General features: G+C 62.0%; 19 protein-coding genes. 11 read left to right on the top strand and 8 right to left on the bottom strand.

Annotation, left to right across the window (positions count from 1 at the left end; genetic code table 11):
* Positions 1–157 precede the first annotated feature (157 nt).
* Positions 158–409 carry an indolepyruvate ferredoxin oxidoreductase subunit alpha gene (locus LCQ44_RS03895; protein ID WP_158564522.1) on the top strand — a complete coding sequence of 84 codons (252 nt, stop codon included), beginning with the start codon at positions 158–160 and terminating at the stop codon, positions 407–409.
* A 142-nt stretch (positions 410–551) separates the two neighbouring features.
* On the opposite strand, the gene LCQ44_RS03890 is transcribed toward LCQ44_RS03895, so the two are convergent.
* Genes LCQ44_RS03890 through nadA form a run of 4 tightly spaced genes read right to left on the bottom strand, consistent with a single transcriptional unit; the run spans position 552 to position 4,419 of the window.
* Positions 552–1,097 carry a transcription repressor NadR gene (locus LCQ44_RS03890; protein WP_225094110.1) on the bottom strand — a complete coding sequence of 182 codons (546 nt, stop codon included), beginning with the start codon at positions 1,095–1,097 and terminating at the stop codon, positions 552–554.
* Positions 1,097–1,957 (bottom strand): carboxylating nicotinate-nucleotide diphosphorylase, encoded by an 861-nt coding sequence (nadC, locus tag LCQ44_RS03885; RefSeq protein ID WP_195239831.1) that lies wholly within the window; start codon positions 1,955–1,957, stop codon positions 1,097–1,099. Before nadC ends, LCQ44_RS03890 begins: the two co-directional genes overlap by 1 nt.
* A gap of 3 nt (positions 1,958–1,960) precedes the next feature.
* A complete protein-coding gene (locus LCQ44_RS03880) occupies positions 1,961–3,337 on the bottom strand; it encodes an L-aspartate oxidase (protein ID WP_225094109.1) in 1,377 nt (458 codons plus the stop codon).
* Positions 3,338–3,393: 56 nt separating this feature from the next.
* Entirely contained in the window at positions 3,394–4,419 is a 1,026-nt protein-coding gene (gene nadA, locus LCQ44_RS03875) for a quinolinate synthase NadA (protein WP_117583639.1), read from the bottom strand.
* 292 nt (positions 4,420–4,711) lie between these two features.
* Between nadA and LCQ44_RS03870 the strand changes: the two genes are divergently transcribed.
* Both LCQ44_RS03870 and LCQ44_RS03865 read left to right on the top strand, forming a co-directional pair.
* Positions 4,712–5,434, top strand: a complete 723-nt coding sequence (locus LCQ44_RS03870) for a LytR/AlgR family response regulator transcription factor (RefSeq protein ID WP_225094108.1) — start codon at positions 4,712–4,714, stop codon at positions 5,432–5,434.
* A gap of 25 nt (positions 5,435–5,459) precedes the next feature.
* Entirely contained in the window at positions 5,460–6,710 is a 1,251-nt protein-coding gene (locus LCQ44_RS03865; RefSeq protein ID WP_225094107.1) for an ATP-binding protein, read from the top strand.
* A gap of 64 nt (positions 6,711–6,774) precedes the next feature.
* Here LCQ44_RS03865 and LCQ44_RS03860 read toward each other — a convergent pair whose 3' ends face one another.
* Positions 6,775–7,350 carry a hypothetical protein gene (locus tag LCQ44_RS03860; RefSeq protein ID WP_022093991.1) on the bottom strand — a complete coding sequence of 192 codons (576 nt, stop codon included), beginning with the start codon at positions 7,348–7,350 and terminating at the stop codon, positions 6,775–6,777.
* Positions 7,351–7,486: 136 nt separating this feature from the next.
* On the opposite strand from LCQ44_RS03860, the gene trxA reads away from it, so the two are divergent.
* The 8 genes from trxA to LCQ44_RS03820 all read left to right on the top strand — a co-directional run bounded on the left by trxA (position 7,487) and on the right by LCQ44_RS03820 (position 14,752).
* Positions 7,487–7,807: a thioredoxin gene (trxA, locus tag LCQ44_RS03855; protein WP_138375299.1), complete on the top strand. Its 321-nt coding sequence runs from the start codon at positions 7,487–7,489 to the stop codon at positions 7,805–7,807.
* A 231-nt stretch (positions 7,808–8,038) separates the two neighbouring features.
* Positions 8,039–8,287: a hypothetical protein gene (locus LCQ44_RS03850; RefSeq protein ID WP_138375298.1), complete on the top strand. Its 249-nt coding sequence runs from the start codon at positions 8,039–8,041 to the stop codon at positions 8,285–8,287.
* A gap of 1 nt (position 8,288) precedes the next feature.
* Positions 8,289–8,801 carry a nickel-responsive transcriptional regulator NikR gene (gene nikR, locus LCQ44_RS03845; RefSeq protein WP_225094106.1) on the top strand — a complete coding sequence of 171 codons (513 nt, stop codon included), beginning with the start codon at positions 8,289–8,291 and terminating at the stop codon, positions 8,799–8,801.
* A 115-nt stretch (positions 8,802–8,916) separates the two neighbouring features.
* A complete protein-coding gene (hypF, locus tag LCQ44_RS03840; RefSeq protein ID WP_195625023.1) occupies positions 8,917–11,388 on the top strand; it encodes a carbamoyltransferase HypF in 2,472 nt (823 codons plus the stop codon).
* Positions 11,389–11,522: 134 nt separating this feature from the next.
* Complete coding sequence (locus LCQ44_RS03835) at positions 11,523–11,783, top strand: HypC/HybG/HupF family hydrogenase formation chaperone (protein ID WP_055310039.1); 261 nt, start codon at positions 11,523–11,525, stop codon at positions 11,781–11,783.
* Positions 11,783–12,895 carry a hydrogenase formation protein HypD gene (gene hypD / locus LCQ44_RS03830; protein ID WP_225094105.1) on the top strand — a complete coding sequence of 371 codons (1,113 nt, stop codon included), beginning with the start codon at positions 11,783–11,785 and terminating at the stop codon, positions 12,893–12,895. The genes LCQ44_RS03835 and hypD overlap by 1 nt, the downstream gene beginning before the upstream one ends.
* Positions 12,896–12,943: 48 nt before the next feature.
* On the top strand, positions 12,944–13,978 hold the full coding sequence (gene hypE / locus LCQ44_RS03825; protein ID WP_195625021.1) for a hydrogenase expression/formation protein HypE: 1,035 nt from the start codon (positions 12,944–12,946) through the stop codon (positions 13,976–13,978).
* A 105-nt stretch (positions 13,979–14,083) separates the two neighbouring features.
* Positions 14,084–14,752: an HAD family hydrolase gene (locus tag LCQ44_RS03820; RefSeq protein ID WP_195625020.1), complete on the top strand. Its 669-nt coding sequence runs from the start codon at positions 14,084–14,086 to the stop codon at positions 14,750–14,752.
* Between the two features lie 288 nt (positions 14,753–15,040).
* Here the strand turns inward: LCQ44_RS03820 and LCQ44_RS03815 are convergent, their stop codons facing one another.
* The 3 genes from LCQ44_RS03815 to LCQ44_RS03805 form a co-directional block, all read right to left on the bottom strand.
* A complete protein-coding gene (locus LCQ44_RS03815; protein ID WP_152067485.1) occupies positions 15,041–15,598 on the bottom strand; it encodes a hypothetical protein in 558 nt (185 codons plus the stop codon).
* 236 nt (positions 15,599–15,834) lie between these two features.
* Positions 15,835–16,371: a PTS sugar transporter subunit IIA gene (locus LCQ44_RS03810; protein ID WP_055285321.1), complete on the bottom strand. Its 537-nt coding sequence runs from the start codon at positions 16,369–16,371 to the stop codon at positions 15,835–15,837.
* A 140-nt stretch (positions 16,372–16,511) separates the two neighbouring features.
* On the bottom strand, positions 16,512–17,357 hold the full coding sequence (locus LCQ44_RS03805) for a Cof-type HAD-IIB family hydrolase (RefSeq protein WP_225094104.1): 846 nt from the start codon (positions 17,355–17,357) through the stop codon (positions 16,512–16,514).
* Between the last annotated feature and the right edge of the window lie 2 nt (positions 17,358–17,359).

The following is a 17,359-nucleotide window of genomic DNA, read 5'->3' as shown; positions in this document are numbered from 1 at the left end:
CAGGCGCGCCCAATAGCTCAATATTTCAAGTCACCTTTAGCTAACATTTACGCAGCTCAACGGCCCCACCTGCACGTTTTTTAGTAAACCTTGGCATACTCGGCGAACGGTATGAAGATGCCGGTCAGAGGGTATTGCAAACGGTCGCTCCCGTGGTATGTTTTTGCCCGAATCAAACCGGCGCGCATCGCCTGTAGCGTCGGTCAACAGAGAGGAAACTACCATGGCTCATCCCGTAATTGATGCCGACGAGTGCATCGCTTGTGGCGTTTGCGTCGACTCCTGCCCCGCTGGCGTTCTGGAGCTCCAGGACGTCGCTACCGTCGCTGACGAGGACTCCTGCGTCGCCTGTGGCGCTTGCCAGGACGCTTGCCCCGCTGGCGCGATCACCGAGATCGTCGAGGAGTAACAACTCCCCACTTGCACACTCAAAAGTACACCGTGCACAAAAAAAGGAGGCCTCCGCATCGCCGCGGAGGCCTCCTTTTTTTGTGCGGATAACTAATTTGGCACCGCTGCAGATTGCCGCTTAGGGGCGTTTGCAGCGTCGGCTACGATAGATCGTCCTCGTAAGGCATGAGGTCTGCTAGGTAGCCTTTCTCCTTGAGCATCGCCTCGATCTCGTCGAGGGTTTGCTCGTCCTCCGCCGCGATGCGATGGAAGTGATAGCCGCTCGTCACCGTTAGCAGCGGGAAACTCTTGCCGCTCTCGATATCGTGCAGGTAGCGCTCAACATCGCGACGATTGCGGATGTCCAGGTCGGCCGTGATCTTACCGTACACGCGGTGATTGACGATCACGTTGAGCACGGCGCCTCCGGCGTCGACGATACTCGTAAGCTCATCGCCTGCCTGCTCCACGCCGTGGCGAACCTTGACCAAGCGTGTGGGCACAGCGGGGCTGCTGGGGGCCTCCTGCAGCACGTAGCCGCGGTTGGTCGCCACGATATCGTGCCCATCGGCGCGCAGCAGGGCGATGTCCTGCACCACGATCTGGCGGCTCACACCCACCTCGCGGGCAAGCGCGCTGCCCGATACGGGCCCCTTGGCCCCCTCGAGCACGGCCATGATGGCACGGCGACGCTCGCGGGCGTTCATTATTTACCGTCCAGCAGACGAAGGTGCTTAAGCGAGAGGTCGAGAATCGGCGCAGAGTGCGTCAGCGCCCCCGAGCTGATAAAGTCAACGCCCAGGTCGGCGAGGGCGCGGATATTGCTGGCATCCACATTGCCCGAGCACTCGGTCTTGGCGCGACCGGCGATAAGCTCAATCGCGGCAGCCATGTCGTCGTGGGTCATGTTGTCGAGCATGATGATATCGGCACCGGCCTCAACTGCCTCGCGCACCATATCCAGGTTCTCGCACTCAATCTCGACCGTCGCGGTAAACGACGCATGGGCGCGCGCCATCTCAATCGCGCGTGCCACGCCACCGGCGGCGTCGATGTGGTTGTCCTTGAGCATGACAGCCGTCGACAGGTTATAGCGGTGGTTGCTGCCACCGCCGATCTCGACTGCAGCCTTCTCGAAGACACGCATGCCCGGCGTGGTCTTGCGCGTGTCGACAAGCACGGTCTTGGTGCCCTCGAGCGCAGCTGCCATCCGATGCGTGTAAGTAGCGATGCCGCTCATGCGCTGCAGGTAGTTGAGCGCCACGCGCTCGCCCGAAAGCAGTACGCGCGCATCGCCGCGCACCTGGCCCACGTGGTCGCCGGCGTGCACCTCGTCACCATCGGCAACATCAAACAGCACCGAGCTCTGCGAATCCAGCAGCTCAAAGGTGCGAGCGAACACATCCAGGCCCGCGATAATGCCATCGGCCTTGGCGATAAGCTCCACCGTGGCGGGACGCGCCGTGGGGCACACGCTCGCCGTGCTCACGTCCTCAAAGGTAATGTCCTCGCGCAGAGCCTGCAGAATCAAATCATCGACGACGAGCTTCATGGTAATGGGATTCATGGTCTACTCCTCCACGGCCTGCGTGCCGGCGGCACGGGCCAGATCATCGATTGCAAGGTTATCGGAACTCAGGGCGCGATGGTGCCCATCGAGCGCGGGCTCGCCCGTCTGCTCCACGGCAAGCGACTCGCCGGTACGCATACGCCAAGCGGCGCGACGACCCCAGACCAGCGCTTCGAGCAGGCTGTTTGATGCAAGGCGGTTCTTGCCGTGAACGCCGTTGCAGGCTGTCTCGCCCGCGGCGTAGAGCTCGGGCATCGAGGTGCGGCCGTCCTTGTCGACCCACACGCCGCCCATAAAGTAATGCTGCGTGGGTGTGACGGGAATGGGCTCGTCCAGGATGTCGCGGCCGTCCTCCAGGCAGCGTGCGCGGATGTTGGCGAAGTGCCCGGTCACCACGTCGCGCTCGACGGGGGCAAAGCTCAGCCACTCGTGCTCGGTACCGTCCTGCTTCATCTGCTCGCGAATAGCGGCGGCGACTACGTCGCGCGGCTGCAGCTCGTCGGTAAAGCGCTCGCCGGCAGCGTTGAGCAGAATCGCGCCCTCGCCGCGGCAGCTCTCGCTGATCAGGAAGGTGCGGCCCGGCTGCGGCGAGAACAGTCCCGTGGGGTGGATCTGCACGTAGTCCAGGTGCTCCATCTTAATGCCATGCTCCTGAGCGATGTAGCAGGCATCGCCCGTGAGCTGCGGATAGTTGGTCGAGTGGTCGTATACGCCGCCGATGCCGCCCGTTGCCCACAGCGTGTGGCGGGCATGGATCTTAAACAGCTCGCCGGCATGCACACCCTCGGCGACATTTGCCAGCTCGTCGGCGGGACGAAGCGAGTTGTCCTCGTCCACGGGAACGGCGACGACGCCGGTGCACACCGTGGCGCCGTCACGCTCGCCCGTTAGAATGTCGGTCATGGCCACGTGCTCCAAAATCTGCACGTTATCCAGCTTGCGAACGGCCTGGAGCAGCTTGGTCGTGATCTCCTTGCCCGTAATGTCGGCATGGAAGGCAATTCGCGGACGGCTGTGCGCGCCCTCGCGGGTAAAGTCGAGGCTACCGTCGGCCTTGCGCTCAAAGTCCACGCCCATGGCCAGCAGGTCGTTGATGACCGAGCGGCTCGAGCGGATCATGATGTCGACGCTCTCGCGGCGGTTCTCGTAGTGGCCGGCGTGCATGGTGTCCTCAAAGAAGGCATCGTAGTCCGAGCCCTCGGGCAGCACGCAGATGCCGCCCTGCGCGAGCATCGAATCGCACTCGTCGACCGCGCCCTTGGAAAGCATGATCACGCGCGTGCTCGTCGGCAGATTGAGGGCCGCGTACAGGCCCGCCACGCCGCAGCCGGCAATGACGACGTCGCACTCCATATCGGGGTATTGCTTGGTTTCCACAGGAATCCTCTCCCTTGTAATGTGGCATAAGGGACTGCCCCTCATGTCACATTGTTCTAGCGCGCTGCGTACTCGAGCATACGGTCGAGCGTGAGCTTGGCCTGGTCTGCCGCCTCGTCCGAGACGCCGATCTGCACCTCGCCCTCGCCCGTCTCCAGGCAGCGCACGAGCTTTTCGAGCGTGATGAGGTCCATGTTGACGCAGGTGGGCTGCACCGCGGGGAAGTAGAACTTCTTGCCGGTGCCCTGGCAGCGGCGCTCGAGCTCGTAGAGCACGCCGCGAACCGTCACGATAATGAACTCGCTCGCGTCGGACTCCTCGGCATACTTGATGATGCCGGCGGTGGAGCCGATGTAGTCGGCCTCGGCAAGGACGTCGGCCTTGCACTCGGGGTGCGCCAGCACGAGCGCGTCGGGGTGGGCCTCCGTCGCGTCGACGATCTGCTCGACGGTGATGATGTGATGGCGCGGGCAGTAGCCGTTGTTGAGGATGACGTGCTTTTGCGGCACCTGCTCGGCTACGAAGCGGCCCAAGTTTTGGTCGGGAATGAACAGGATATGCTGCTGCGGCAGCTCGGACACGATCTTAACGGCGTTGGAGCTGGTGACGCACACGTCGCTCCAGCTCTTGATCTCGACCGTGGAGTTGACGTAGCAGACCACGGCAAGGTCGTCACCGTACTCGGCGCGCGCTGCATCGACTGTCTCGCGCTTGACCATGTGCGCCATGGGGCAGTCCGCGCCCGGCTCGGGCAGCAGCACGGTCTTAGTGGGGTTGAGCAGCTTGGCGCTCTCGCCCATAAACTCCACGCCGCACAGCACGATAGTCTGCTGCGGCAGGCTCTTGGCGAGCTTTGCCAGGTAGAAGCTGTCGCCGACGTAATCAGCCACGGCCTGCACCTCGGGCGCCACGTAATAGTGCGCCAGAATCACCGCGTCACGTTGGGTTTTTAGCTGCTGAATGGCCTCGACGAGCTCTGCGGGCACCAGTGCCGCGCGCTCCGTTGCCGTCGTTGCCGATGCCAGGCCGGCCGCGATATCGCGTGCAAGCTCCGACGCATCCATGTTCGCGCTCTGTGCCATCAAGGCCCCTCTCTTTTGGCGAATCTTGGGGCTTTAGTATGACACCTAGGTTTACAGCTGACAAGACAGCTGTAAACCTAGGTGTAAAGTTGAAATAAAAATTCAATCATGCGGCAAGTCCATTTTCGAACTGGCAAGCTGAGGATAGCCGGGCTTTCGATAGCGCAGGAGGCATCTTTCGCCACCGCAACACCGCTTGGCGCGAGCTGCACGCCGTGGGGCGCAAACGGTCCGCACCCCCGCAAGCGGCGCGTGCCCGATGTGGCAAAATCGAACTACTTAAGGGGGCCGAATGCTCAAGATTATTGCCTGCGACGATGATGTCGCTTTTCTAGATAGACTGCACCGGATGATCGACCGTTGGTCGACCGAGACGGGCACGGCGGTCGATGTTGCGCTCGTCACGCGCGGCGAGGACCTGCTGGCCCGCCATGCCGCATCGCGCGCCGACATCATCTTGCTCGATATGATCATGCCGCTCGTCAACGGCATGGACACCGCACGCGAACTGCGCCAGGCCGACACCGCCGTGCGCCTGGTGTTCCTCACCTCGTCGCCCGAGTTCGCGCTGGAATCCTACGAGGTCCGCGCCTTCGACTATCTGCTCAAGCCCGTGACTTACGAACGCCTGGCGCGATTACTCGACGAGCTTTCGAGCATGCGCCCGGCGGCAACCGACGAGCTCGTGATCAAAACTTCCTTTGGCTACCACGCCTTGCGCCTGTCCGACATCGAATATGCCGAGGCGCGCAACAAGCACGTGGTCTTCCGCCTGCGCGACGGACGCGATATCGAGGCACTCGAGTCGTTCCGCAGCGTCGAGGACCGCTTGGAGCAAAACGCGGTCTTCTTTAAATGCCACCGCAGCTACCAGGTCAACCTGCGCAATATCGATCACTTTGACCGCACGGACATCGTCATGCGCTCGGGCGCGTGCATCCCGCTTTCGCGCAGCTGCAAGCAGGGATTCCAAGACGCCTACTTTGCGGTGCGCTTTGAGGGCGGGAGGCGCTGATGGTCTCCTCGGTCGAAATGATCCTTTGGGCAATCCACCACGCCACGACGCTGCTCTTTGGCGTCTTTGCCTCGCGGCGCTGTGCGGTGTCGAGATCAACCGGCGTCATGCGCTTGAACTGGTGCTGGTCGGCGTCGTGACCGGCGCTGCCTTTTCGATCGCCAATGCCGTCGGCGGCGAGCTTTTCGCCCGCCAGGTATATCCGCTCGTCGTGCATCTGCCGCTCGTCATCTATTTGTGCGCGCGCTACCGCCTGAGCCCGCTGCTTACCGTGCTCGGCATTACGAGTGCCTATCTGAGCTGCCAGTTCAGCAATTGGATGGGCATCGCCGCATTTGCCGCAACCGATTCTCAGATCGCGTACTATCTGGCGCGCATCGCGACCACACTCGCCGTCTTTGCCGTCCTGTTGCATTGGGCCGGCGACATCGGTCCGCGCTTGGCGATTAAAAGCACCACCGAGCTGAGCATCCTTTTAATCCTACCGCTCGTCTATTACGTCTTTGACTATGCCACCAACGTCTATACCACGCTGTTCCACTCGGGCTCGGTGGTGACGGTTGAGTTTTTGGCATTTGCGCTCTGTGCCTTCTATCTTATGTTTCTTGCCGTTTACCTACGCGAATACGAAGAAAAAGAAGCTGCCGAGCGTGAACGCTGGATGCTCGAGACACGCGACAGCGTCGCCATCAAAGAGCTCGAGGCTTGGCGTCAATCTGGGCGCGAGCTGTCGATTCTTCGCCACGACATGCGCCACTTTCTACGCGGCCTGGCCGCTTTAATTGAAGAGGGCCACACCGACGAGGCGCTCGATCGCATCGACGAACTCTGCGAAGCCGGCGACCGCACCGCCGTACGCCGCTTCTGCGCCAACGAGACCGTAAACATCGCGCTTTCGTCATTTAACTCGGATATCAATAGAAACGGCATTACCGCCAACTTGCGCGCCGCCGTACCCGAAACCATCCACGTAGGTGACGCCGACCTGTTTAGCGTGCTCTCAAATGCCTTGGAAAACGCTATCACCGCCGCAAGCGCCGCGCCCCAGGGAAAGCGATTCGTCGACTTTGACCTGCGATTAGAGGACGGCCAGCTGCTGCTGTTAGTTTCCAACACGTTTGACCGCGCGCCGCGCATGGTCGACGGCATGCCCGTAGCCGGGCACACCGGACACGGCTTTGGAACCAAGAGCATTAAGCTTGCCGTCGAACGCATGAACGGCAACTGCCAGTTCCGCATTAACGGCGATCGGTTTGAGCTGCGCGCTGTGATGTAGAAGTGCGGCGCCGATCTCGCGGCGTGTCTTGCCCGCCAGGCAATCGCTCACCGGCGCCAATCCGCTACAGCGGAGCGGCCGCCGGGGTCAGCTGCTTGATGTATGCCCACATGCGCTGCTTGGCGGCTTTGTCAGTGAGCGCCGCCTCAAAACCGTCGAGCGCGAGCACGCGGCGACCCTGCACATGGGCGACCAAGCCGGGCTTGAGCATGGCGGTGTCGAAGTCATCGATTGCCACGAGCATATCGGCGTAGGTCTCGCGCATGGCGTCAGCCGCGTTGTTGTCGAGCAGTAGCACCGCCTCGGGGTCCAAAGCCTCAAGCGCCTCACGGAACAGCTCGCACGGCAGAGTCTCGCCCACCGCGACCGCTCCGTCACCCACGCCGGCGACGCTTGCCAGCACGCAAAAATCCTCGGGCGCGTAGCCGATGGCCCCAAGCGCCTTGCGCAACGCCGCGCCATCCGGGCCGGCGGCAAGCTCGCCACCCGAACGCTCGGCCTCGTCCAAATCGCCTTTGACCAGCACGATCGGCGAGCACGCGTTGCCCGCGATACGCACGCCACGACCCGCGAGCGATGCGAGCTCCTGCTCGGTCGCCTGGGCGATGGCTTCTTTTTTCTGGCTTTGTGACGTGGGCATGCGCTCTCCAATCGTTTGCGTGCCCACCATTATATAAAAGAGCTGCCCGCGAGTGGTTGCTTTGCGGGCCACTGGGTATAAGCACGGTCGTACTGAGTTTTACGCGGCTGAGCCGCGTCGCATTATGGAGGTCACCATGGCTGACATTAAGCAGATTACCCCCGAGAACTTCGATTCCATCGTTAACGACGGCCTGCCCGTGCTAGTCGATTTTTGGGCGCCCTGGTGCGGGCCCTGCCGATCGCTCTCGCCCATCGTTGACGAGGTGGCAGACGAGCTGGCTGGCAAACTTGCCGTTGCCAAGTGCAACGTCGACGACAACCAGGACCTGGCCATGAAATATGGCGTCATGAGCATCCCCACGCTGATTGTCTTTAAGAACGGCGAGGAAATTGACCGCTCGGTCGGCGCTCTGCCCAAGGCGAGGCTGCAGGCGCTGCTGGAAAAGCATCTGTAATATGCTTGTTACATGTTGCCGTCTGCCTGCCGTCCATGAGCGCTTTTACGCCGCTCGCCGGACTTCTGAATGCACCGAGTGCAACCGCGGATAGTATGGTAGTCACAAACAGCCCCCAGTGAACGGGTGCGGGTCGCACAGACTCGTACCCGTTTTCTTATGTAACTGCGCGCAGAGCGGGCGTAGTAAAATCTGAACCACTGAACTGCCCCATACAAAAGGAGATTTCCCATGCATGATGTTGGAATGAACATGAGCCAGCTTGCCATGAGCGTCAAACAGGTCGACGACACCATCGAGCTCGCTCATGAGTGGAGCCATCAGCTGCTGCATGCGACCGAGAATTTTGACATGGAGCGCATCGGCGCCAAGCTCGAAGCAGCCATGGCCGCGCTGCACGAGGCCCATGCCGCACTCGAGGGCTACGAAGAGGCCATCGAGGCCGACCACAACTCCGTCGGCTCCGTGAAGCTGGTGTAACGTGGCCGAACACGAGCACGGCTGCGGGTACGAGCACGAGCATCCGCACGGGACGGACGGTGACGCGGGCTGCCATTGTAGTGGCTCCGGCTCCGAGCTGGTCCGTTTTTCGGTTACCGCACCCGACGACCTGCTGCGCCGTTTTGACGAGCAGATCGCACGCCGCGGCGACGTGGCCAACCGCTCCGAGGCCGTGCGCGACCTGATTCGCGCCTCGATCGCCAAGGAGCAGATGCGCACGCCCGATGAGCAGGTTATCGGGTCGCTCACTATGATCTACGACCATCACACCGGCGATCTGACGCGCCGCCTGGACGAGGTGCAGCACGACTACACCAACGAGATCGTATCGACCATGCACGTGCATCTGGATCACCACAACTGCTTGGAGATTCTGGCGCTCAAGGGTCGCGGCGAGCGCGTCTACGAACTAGCCGACCGCCTGCTGGGCCTGCGCGGCGTTAAGCACGGCGAGCTCACGTGCGCCGCCACCAAGCAGAGCCTGGGGCTGTAGCGGGATTTCCTGCAGCGCACCTACCAAAAAAGACAGGTTTATTTTGGCAGGTTTAGAAGTTTTACCTACCAAAACAAACCTGTCTTTTTTGGTAGGTTTTGATGAGGGGTGTCGCATGCGGCATGTGCATATTCATGTGACGGGCATTGTACAGGGCGTTGGCATGCGACCGTTTGTGTATCGCGAGGCCATGGTGCATGGCATTTGCGGCTGGGTGCTCAACGCGGGCGACGGCGTGCATATCGAGGCGCACGCTCCGGCCGATGCGCTCAATGCTTTTGTTGCCGCGCTTTCTGAGCATGCGCCTGCGGCAGCCCGCGTAGAGTATGTCGAGGTTGTGGACCTGGCAGCCAACGGTTGGGATACCGCCAATGAACAGGGTTTTCACATCGTAGCATCGCAGGACCAGACCGCGCACACCACGCTCGTCTCGCCCGATATCGCCACCTGTGACGATTGCCTGCGCGAGTTGTTCGATCCCGCCGACCGACGCTATCACTACCCCTTTATCAACTGCACCAACTGCGGCCCACGCTTTACCATCATCCGCTCGCTGCCTTATGACCGAGCGGCCACGTCGATGGATTGTTTTCCCATGTGTCCCAAGTGCGCCGCGGAGTATGCCGACCCGCTCGACCGGCGTTTTCACGCGCAGCCCGATGCCTGCTTTGATTGCGGGCCGCATATTACGTGGCGCGAGGCTGTGAACGGCGATGCGTGCGGGAATTCGTCCGCGACACCAGCCGTCGGCACCACATGCGAGGCCAGCGACGCCATTATCGAGCGCTGCGTTGAGCTGCTGGCCAGCGGTGGCATCGTCGCCATCAAGGGCCTGGGCGGATTCCATCTATCCTGTGACGCTGCCAACGAGCAGACGGTGACCGAGTTACGCCGTCGCAAACGCCGCAGCAACAAACCACTTGCCGTCATGGTGCGCGACCTTGCTGACGTTGAACGCCTATGCCATGTCAGCGATGTTGAGCGCGGCTTGCTGGCCGGCAGCATTCGCCCCATCGTGTTGCTGCGCCGGCGTGCTGTTTGCGGGAACGACGGCGATTCTCCCGACGCCCTCGTACTCGCACCGTCCGTCGCGCACGACCTGCCCGAGCTTGGCGTTATGCTCCCCTACACCCCGCTTCAGCATCTTCTGCTTGCAGCTGCCGCGTCGCACGGTATGCACGCGCTCGTCATGACCAGCGGAAACCTGAGCGAAGGGCCCATCGAGACCGATGACGATCTTGCCTGGGAACACCTCGTTGCCGCCGGCATCGCCGACGCGTTGCTCGGTAACGACCGCGCGATCCTCTCGCGCTACGACGACTCTGTAGTACGCGTGGTCGACGGCGCCGTTATGCCCGTGCGCCGCGCTCGCGGATATGCACCCCAGCCGCTGCCGTTGCCGGCGCTCGACGGCGCTCCGTCCTGCGTGCTCGCCTGCGGGCCACAACAAAAGGCCACGATTGCGCTTACGCGTGAAGGGACGAACGGCGAGGCAACCTGTTTTGTGTCGCAGCATATCGGCGATGTTGAAAACGGCGGGACCTTCGATGCCTGGAACGCCGCGCGCACGCGCTTGGAAGATCTCTTTGACTTGGCGCCCGCCGCCTTGGCCTGCGATTTACACCCCAGCTATCTATCGGGCCAGTGGGCGCGCGAGCAGGCACGGGAGCACAATCTGCCGCTTATCGAAGTCCAACACCATCATGCGCACATCGCGAGCGTCATGGCAGAGGCGATTGCCGCAGGCCGGCTTGCGCCCGATGCACGCGTCCTCGGCATCGCCTTCGACGGCACGGGTGCCGGCACCGACGGCACCATATGGGGCGGTGAGTTTCTTGTCGCCCATCTCGCCGATTTTGAGCGCGTCGCGCATCTGCGCACCTGGGCGCTTCCCGGTGGCGCCGCATCCGTACACGATGCCCGCCGCAACGCCTTTGCCCTGCTCAGCGAGCTCGACCTGCTCGAGCACCCGGGCGCTGCGGGGCTCTTGAACAGCCTTGACGAGCAAACGCGCAGCATAACGGCAACGATGATCGAGCGCGGCATCAACAGTCCGCGCACCAGCAGTATGGGTCGCCTGTTTGATGCCGCAGCCGCGATTTTGGGCATTTGCGGCCAGGCAACCTACGAGGGCGAACCCGCCATCGAGCTCGAAGCCGCCGCCTGGCATGCGCTGGACGACGAAATCGCCCATTTTCCCGACGACAGCGCCGGCTATTTCGCATCTGGCCCATCGTGGTTGGACGGCCCTTATGTTCTGGACCAGAAAGCACTCTTTGAGGCACTTTTGGAGGGAATTGAAGCCGGAGCGCCCGCCGACAGGCTCGCACTCGACTTCCATGTCGCCGTCGCGCGCTCCTCGGCGCGCATCGCCACCGAAATCTGCGCGCGCGAGGGCATTGGCACCGTCGCGCTCTCGGGCGGCGTGTTCATGAACCGACTTCTGCTCCAGCTCCTCACCCGCGAGCTCAAATACGCGGGCCTTGCTGTCTTGGTCCCCCACACCGTACCCGTCAATGACGGCTGCATCGCCTACGGTCAGGCGGCGGTCGCAAGCGCTCGTCTTGCGCAGATTGCATCGCAGTAACTCGCCCTCACACGCCGCTGTGCCCAGCCGTCTCACAGGCGTAACGCGTTTGCCCGCAAACCCCGCGAGCGCTACCATCAACTGATGGATTATTGAGCGCCTATCCAGCGCAAAGCGTCTAAAAGGGGAACAATATGTGCCTTGCCGTTCCCGGTAAAGTAGTCAAACGCGACGACGACCTCAAGGCCACCGTCGACATGATGGGCATCGAGCGCCCCGTGTCGCTACGACTCGTGCCGACGGCGCAGGTTGGCGACTATATTCTCGTACACGCCGGCTTTGGCATCCAGATTGTCGACGAGCAGGAAGCACAGGAAACGCTCGAGCTTGTTAATGCCATGTCCGAGCTGGTCGAAGAAGACCAGCTGACCACCAACCCGGCGGAGGCTTACTAGTGGCGCCCGAGCAGCCGGCGCGCTCCGGTATCGATTTCTCGGCATTCCGCGATCCCAAGCTGGCTCGCGAGCTCATCGAGCGCATTCATGAGCTTGTCGGCGACCGCGCCATCAACCTTATGGAAGTCTGCGGCACGCATACCGTGAGCATCGGGCGCTATGGCTTTCGCTCCATTATGCCGGCCGGGCTCAAGCTGCTGAGCGGCCCGGGCTGCCCCGTCTGCGTCACCGCCAACCGCGACATCGACCACGCAATCGCGCTCGCCAACATAGACGGCGCCATCATCACCACCTTTGGCGACATGATGCGCGTGCCCGGATCGTCCACCTCGCTCGCTGCACAAAAGGCGGCAGGGCGTGACATTCGCATTGTGTACTCCCCGCTCGATGCACTCGACATTGCCGAGCAAAACCCCGATCGCCCGGTTATTTTTATGGGCGTGGGCTTTGAGACCACAACGCCCACCATCGCCGCCGCCATCTTGGAGGCCGAAGCGCGCGGGCTTTTGAACTTCTCGGTCTATTGCGCCCACAAGACCACGCCGCCGGCGTTGCGCGCCATCGCTAACGATCCCGAGACCGCCATCGACGGCTTTATCCTGCCGGGACACGTCGCCACCATCACGGGCTTGGCGCCCTTTAGCTTTTTGGTCGACGAATTCAATACCCCGGGCGTGGTCACGGGATTTGAACCGGTCGATATCCTGCAGGGCATCTGCATGCTGGTCCAGATGGTTGTCGAGGACAGGCCGGCGATTGACAACGCCTACCGCCGTGGCGTCAACGCAGACGGCAACCCCGTGGCGCGCCAGCTGGTCGAGCAGGTGTTTGAGCCATGCGACACCACGTGGCGCGGGCTGGGGCCGATTGCCAACTCGGGCCTTTCCATCCGCCCCGAGTTCTCGCGCTTTGATGCCCGCGTTCGCTTTGACGTGCCCGTTGAGCCGACGGTTGAGCCGCGCGGATGCCGCTGCGGCGACGTGCTGCGCGGAGCCATTACGCCGAGCAGCTGCCCGCTCTTTGGCCGCACCTGCACGCCCGAGCACCCCGTCGGCCCGTGCATGGTGAGTTCCGAAGGCAGCTGCGCGGCGTACTACCGTTACCGAGTCTAGCCCGAACGCCCCCGCGCACTGACACCTCCCACGATTGGAGTTTTGGATATGTCCCATAGCATCACCGATAGCACCGTCCTGTTGGGCCACGGCTCCGGCGGACAGATGATGAAGCGCATCATCGATGAGGTCTTTTTGGATGCCTTTGGGTCGCCCGAGCTGCTCGAAGGCAACGATGCCGGCGTCGCCGCGCTGCCCGCGAGCGGGCGCATCGCCATGTCGACCGACAGCTTTGTAGTCTCGCCGCAGTTCTTCCCCGGTGGCAACATCGGCCGCCTCGCCGTGTGCGGAACCGTCAACGACGTCGCGACCTCGGGCGCCAACGTGCGCTACCTGTCGTGCGGCTTTATCCTCGAAGAGGGCTATCCCATGGATAGGCTCCGCCAGATTGTGCAGACGATGGCCGAGACGGCGCACGAGGCGGGCGTGTCCATAATCACGGGCGACACCAAGGTGGTCGAGCGCGGCGGGGCCGACGGCGTCTATATCAATACCGCCGGCGTGGGCGAGGTGCCTGCGGGCGTGGCGCTCAGCGGCGCAAACTGCCAGCCCGGCGATGTCATCCTGGTCTCGGGTACACTGGGCGACCACGGCATCGCTATCATGAGCCAACGCGAGGGTCTGGCGTTTTCGAGCACCATCGAAAGCGACGCCGCGCCGCTCAACCACCTGATTGCCGATGTGCTTTCCGCAGCACCCGACACACGCTGCTTCCGCGACCCCACGCGCGGTGGCCTGGCCTCGACGCTCAACGAGTTTGCGCAGGCCAGCGGCGTTGCCATGGAGATCGACGAGGATGCCGTGCCCGTGCGTCCCGACGTGCAGGCCGCCTGCGAGATGCTCGGCTACGATGTGCTGCAGGTGGCAAACGAGGGCAAGATGGTTGCCGTCGTGCCGGCCGAGCAAGCCGATGCCGCGCTGAGCGCCATGCGCGCCGCCCGCTACGGCGAGAATGCCGCCATCATCGGCCGCGTGCTGCCACTTGCCGAGGGCGCCCATCCCGCCGTGCGCGTGCGCACCGGCTGGGGCTCGACCCGCATCCTCGACATGCTCGTAGGAGAGCAGCTGCCGAGAATTTGCTAACGACAAAGGCTCAGGGCTATTAAAGATATTCAGATTCCAAACATGCCCGGCACGCATGCCCAGTATCATGGGGTGCGTTTTACAACTCAAGCGGCAGGAGCACCCATGGCAGCAGCTTTTTCCCATGTGATCTTTGACCTGGACGGCACCATTCTCAACACGCTCGAGGACCTGGCGGCCGCCAGCAACCATACCTGCGAGGCGCACGGCTGGCCCACGTTTGCCGTTGACGAGTACCGCTACAAGGTGGGAAACGGCATGCTCAAGCTGGTTGAGCGCTTTATGCCCGCCGAGTACGCAGGCGACGGCCGCATGTTTGAGCAGACGCTTGCCGAGTTTAGGGCTTACTACGGCGAGCACAAGGAAGACCACACCGCTCCCTATGCCGGCACGATCGAGATGCTCGACCGCTTGCGCGCCGCAGGCGTTCAGCTTGCCGTGCTCACTAACAAGGACCACGTCTCGGCGGCTCCGCTTATCGAAAAGTATTTTGGTTCCGAGCGCTTTGCGCTGGTGCAGGGCCGTGTCGATGCGTTTCCGCCCAAGCCCGAAGCACCCGTCACGCTGCATGTGATGGAAGAGCTAGGCGCCGACCCGGCGACCACGCTCTACGTAGGCGATTCCAATGTCGATATCCTGACCGGCCACAACGCCGGCCTTAAGAGTGCGGGCGTCAGCTGGGGTTTCCGCGGCCGCGCAGAGCTGGAAGCCGCCGGCGCCGACTACGTGGTGGACACCCAGGGCGAGCTCGCAGCGCTAATCCTGGGCGAGTAACGAGCGACACTGCTTAACGCAGCTGCGACAATGCTGTTGCGCGGAAAGTAGTCGTTGGGGACGTTCTTAAACGACTAGTCAGACAAGAACGCCCCAACGACTACCCCAACAATGGCAACGCCGCAGGTAGAGGACGGACAGCGAGCGGACACCAGAGCGAACAAATTGGCATGAAAAGAGGACGGCATAGACCTTCTGGTCATACCGTCCTCTTTGAATGACAAGTTGTCGCTCTGGTGCCCGCGCAACGTCGAGCAGTTGCGGCGTTTGGTAAAACGCCGCAACGAACTAGCTCAGCATTGCATCCATCATCTCGGAGTTGACGGAGTCGTCGGCAGACCACTCGCCGTCGTCGTTGCAGGTGTACTTGAAGATAACCGTGGTCTTCCTGGGCTCGGTGGCCTTGGTCACATCGACCATAACCTGACCGGCCATCTTGTACAGCTCGTCATCGGAAGGAACCGTATCAAGCGCGGCGACCTTCTCCTGATACTGGGTAGAGAAGTCCTCGACGATCTTGTTCATAGACTTGCAGGTGATAGAGACCTCGGCGGTCGCGACGCCCTTGTCCTCGTCGACCGTCACGTCGCCGATCTTGTAGTCAAAGCCCTCGAGATAGGTCTTGGCATACTCCTTGGGATCGATACCCAGCTGCTCGAACTCGTCGCCCGAAGCCTCCTCCAGACCAGAGAGGAAGTCGTCGCCACCGTTCTTGACCTCGTCAAACTGCGTCGTAAGATCCTCGGTGATGAGCTCCTCAACCGAAGGACCTCCACAGCCGGAAAGCACGACCACGCATGCAACCAAGACGGCCATGAGGGGCACAAGCAGCAGCTTCTTTTTCATGTTGTTCCTCCCAATGAGCGGCACTGCGCTTCCCAAACGCGGCGCACGTTGTAATAAGTAAGCCCATACTATCCACTTATGAACACCCTCGGCAACGCGAAGGCGCGGTCGGTTCGTTTTAGCGTCCGAACGGTTTGCAAGCCCGCCCAATGTGCAATAAAACGCTTCCCCGCTATGCAATAAAAAAGGTGGCCGGAAAACCCGACCACCCTTGCACATCCTTTGGATGCCGCAGTTTACTTGCGGACGACCTTAACGATGGCGTCACCGGCGGCGACAGCGGAGTCGGCCTCGACGGCGAGTTCGACATCGGCAAACTCGGCGGTGTTGGACACGGCCACGACGACGCAGTCCTTGTAACCGGCAGCAGCGATCTTGGCGCGGTCGATCTTGAGTATGGGCTGGCCAGCCTTCACGACGTCGTCGGCCTTGACGAAGCCCTCGAAGCCATCACCGTTCATGTTGACGGTATCGACGCCAACGTGCACCAGAACCTCGATGCCGCTATCGGACTGCAGGCCCACGGCGTGACCCATGGTAACGGTCACCTTGCCGTCGCAGGGAGCGTAGACCAGGTCGTCCTCGGGCCATACGGCGCAGCCCTTGCCCAGAACCTCGCCACCAAAGACGGGATCGGGCACGTCGGCCATCTTGATGACCTTGCCCTTGACGGGCGAGCACAGCACGTCGGCGCCGGCAGAAGCAGAGATGGAGGCCGGAGCAGCAGCTGCCGCGGGCTCAGCCTTCTTCTTGAACATATCAAACAGACCCATACGTTTTCTCCTCTTGATTAAGCGCAACGTTGTGCGCATGCCTACGGTAATTATAGTGTCATTTGATCTAAAAGCTATGGTGAGGACTCGAATCGCGAACCCCTCCAAAGCCTATGCTCCAGCGGCACTCATTTTGACAATTATCCCTCGATAAGACCCAGGTGCACAAAGGCGTTCCAGATGCCGTCGTCGACGACGTCGGTGGTCACGTAATCGGCCGCCGCCTTGCACTCGTCGCCGCCCGACCCCATGGCCACGCTCGTGGCACACGCCTCGAACATAGGAATGTCGATCTTGGCGTCGCCGAAGGCGATCGTGTCGGCACGGTCGGCGCCCAGGTGCTCGAGCAGCGTGTTGACGGCGTGCGCCTTGGTAATACCGCGCACACCCATGTCGCCAAAGAGCGCCGTCTCGCCCGCGCCACCCCAGGTGTGGCACTCAAGGTCGGGGAACTCCTCGATGCTATCCAGGTGGTCTTGATAGCTCGACAGGATAAAGCTCACCTTGTTGAGGTCGTCGCGGTAGAGTGGCGCGCCGTAGACCATGCCGTGCATGACGTCGTCGGTCTCGAGCTCGTCGGCGCCCTCCACGCCCTTACGACCCATATAGGTCTGCAGCACCGGGCGCGCAGCTTCGCGGAAGTTTTCACTCGCGAACAGGCCGTTGTTGCTCTCGAGGTAGAACTCGAGGCCGCGACCGTGTAGCCAATCGACAATGTGACGGCACTGGTCGGCGGTGATGAGCTGGTGCATGACCACCTCGCCCGCCGACTCGACATAGGAGCCGTTGCCGCCGAGCATGCCGTCAAAGCCGATAGCCTCGAGCTCGGGCGGTACCTCGGCCTTGCTGCGACCCGTACACATATAGGCCAGGTGCCCATTGGCGCGGGCGGCCTGGATGGCAGCCACGCAGGACGCGGGGATATTGTTCTCGTAGTCGGTGATCGTGCCGTCGACATCAAGGAACAAAATCTTACGAGCGGACATGA

The organism is Collinsella aerofaciens (assembly GCF_020181355.1).
Classification (GTDB): domain Bacteria; phylum Actinomycetota; class Coriobacteriia; order Coriobacteriales; family Coriobacteriaceae; genus Collinsella.
This window is presented reverse-complemented; position numbering and strand designations above follow the sequence as displayed.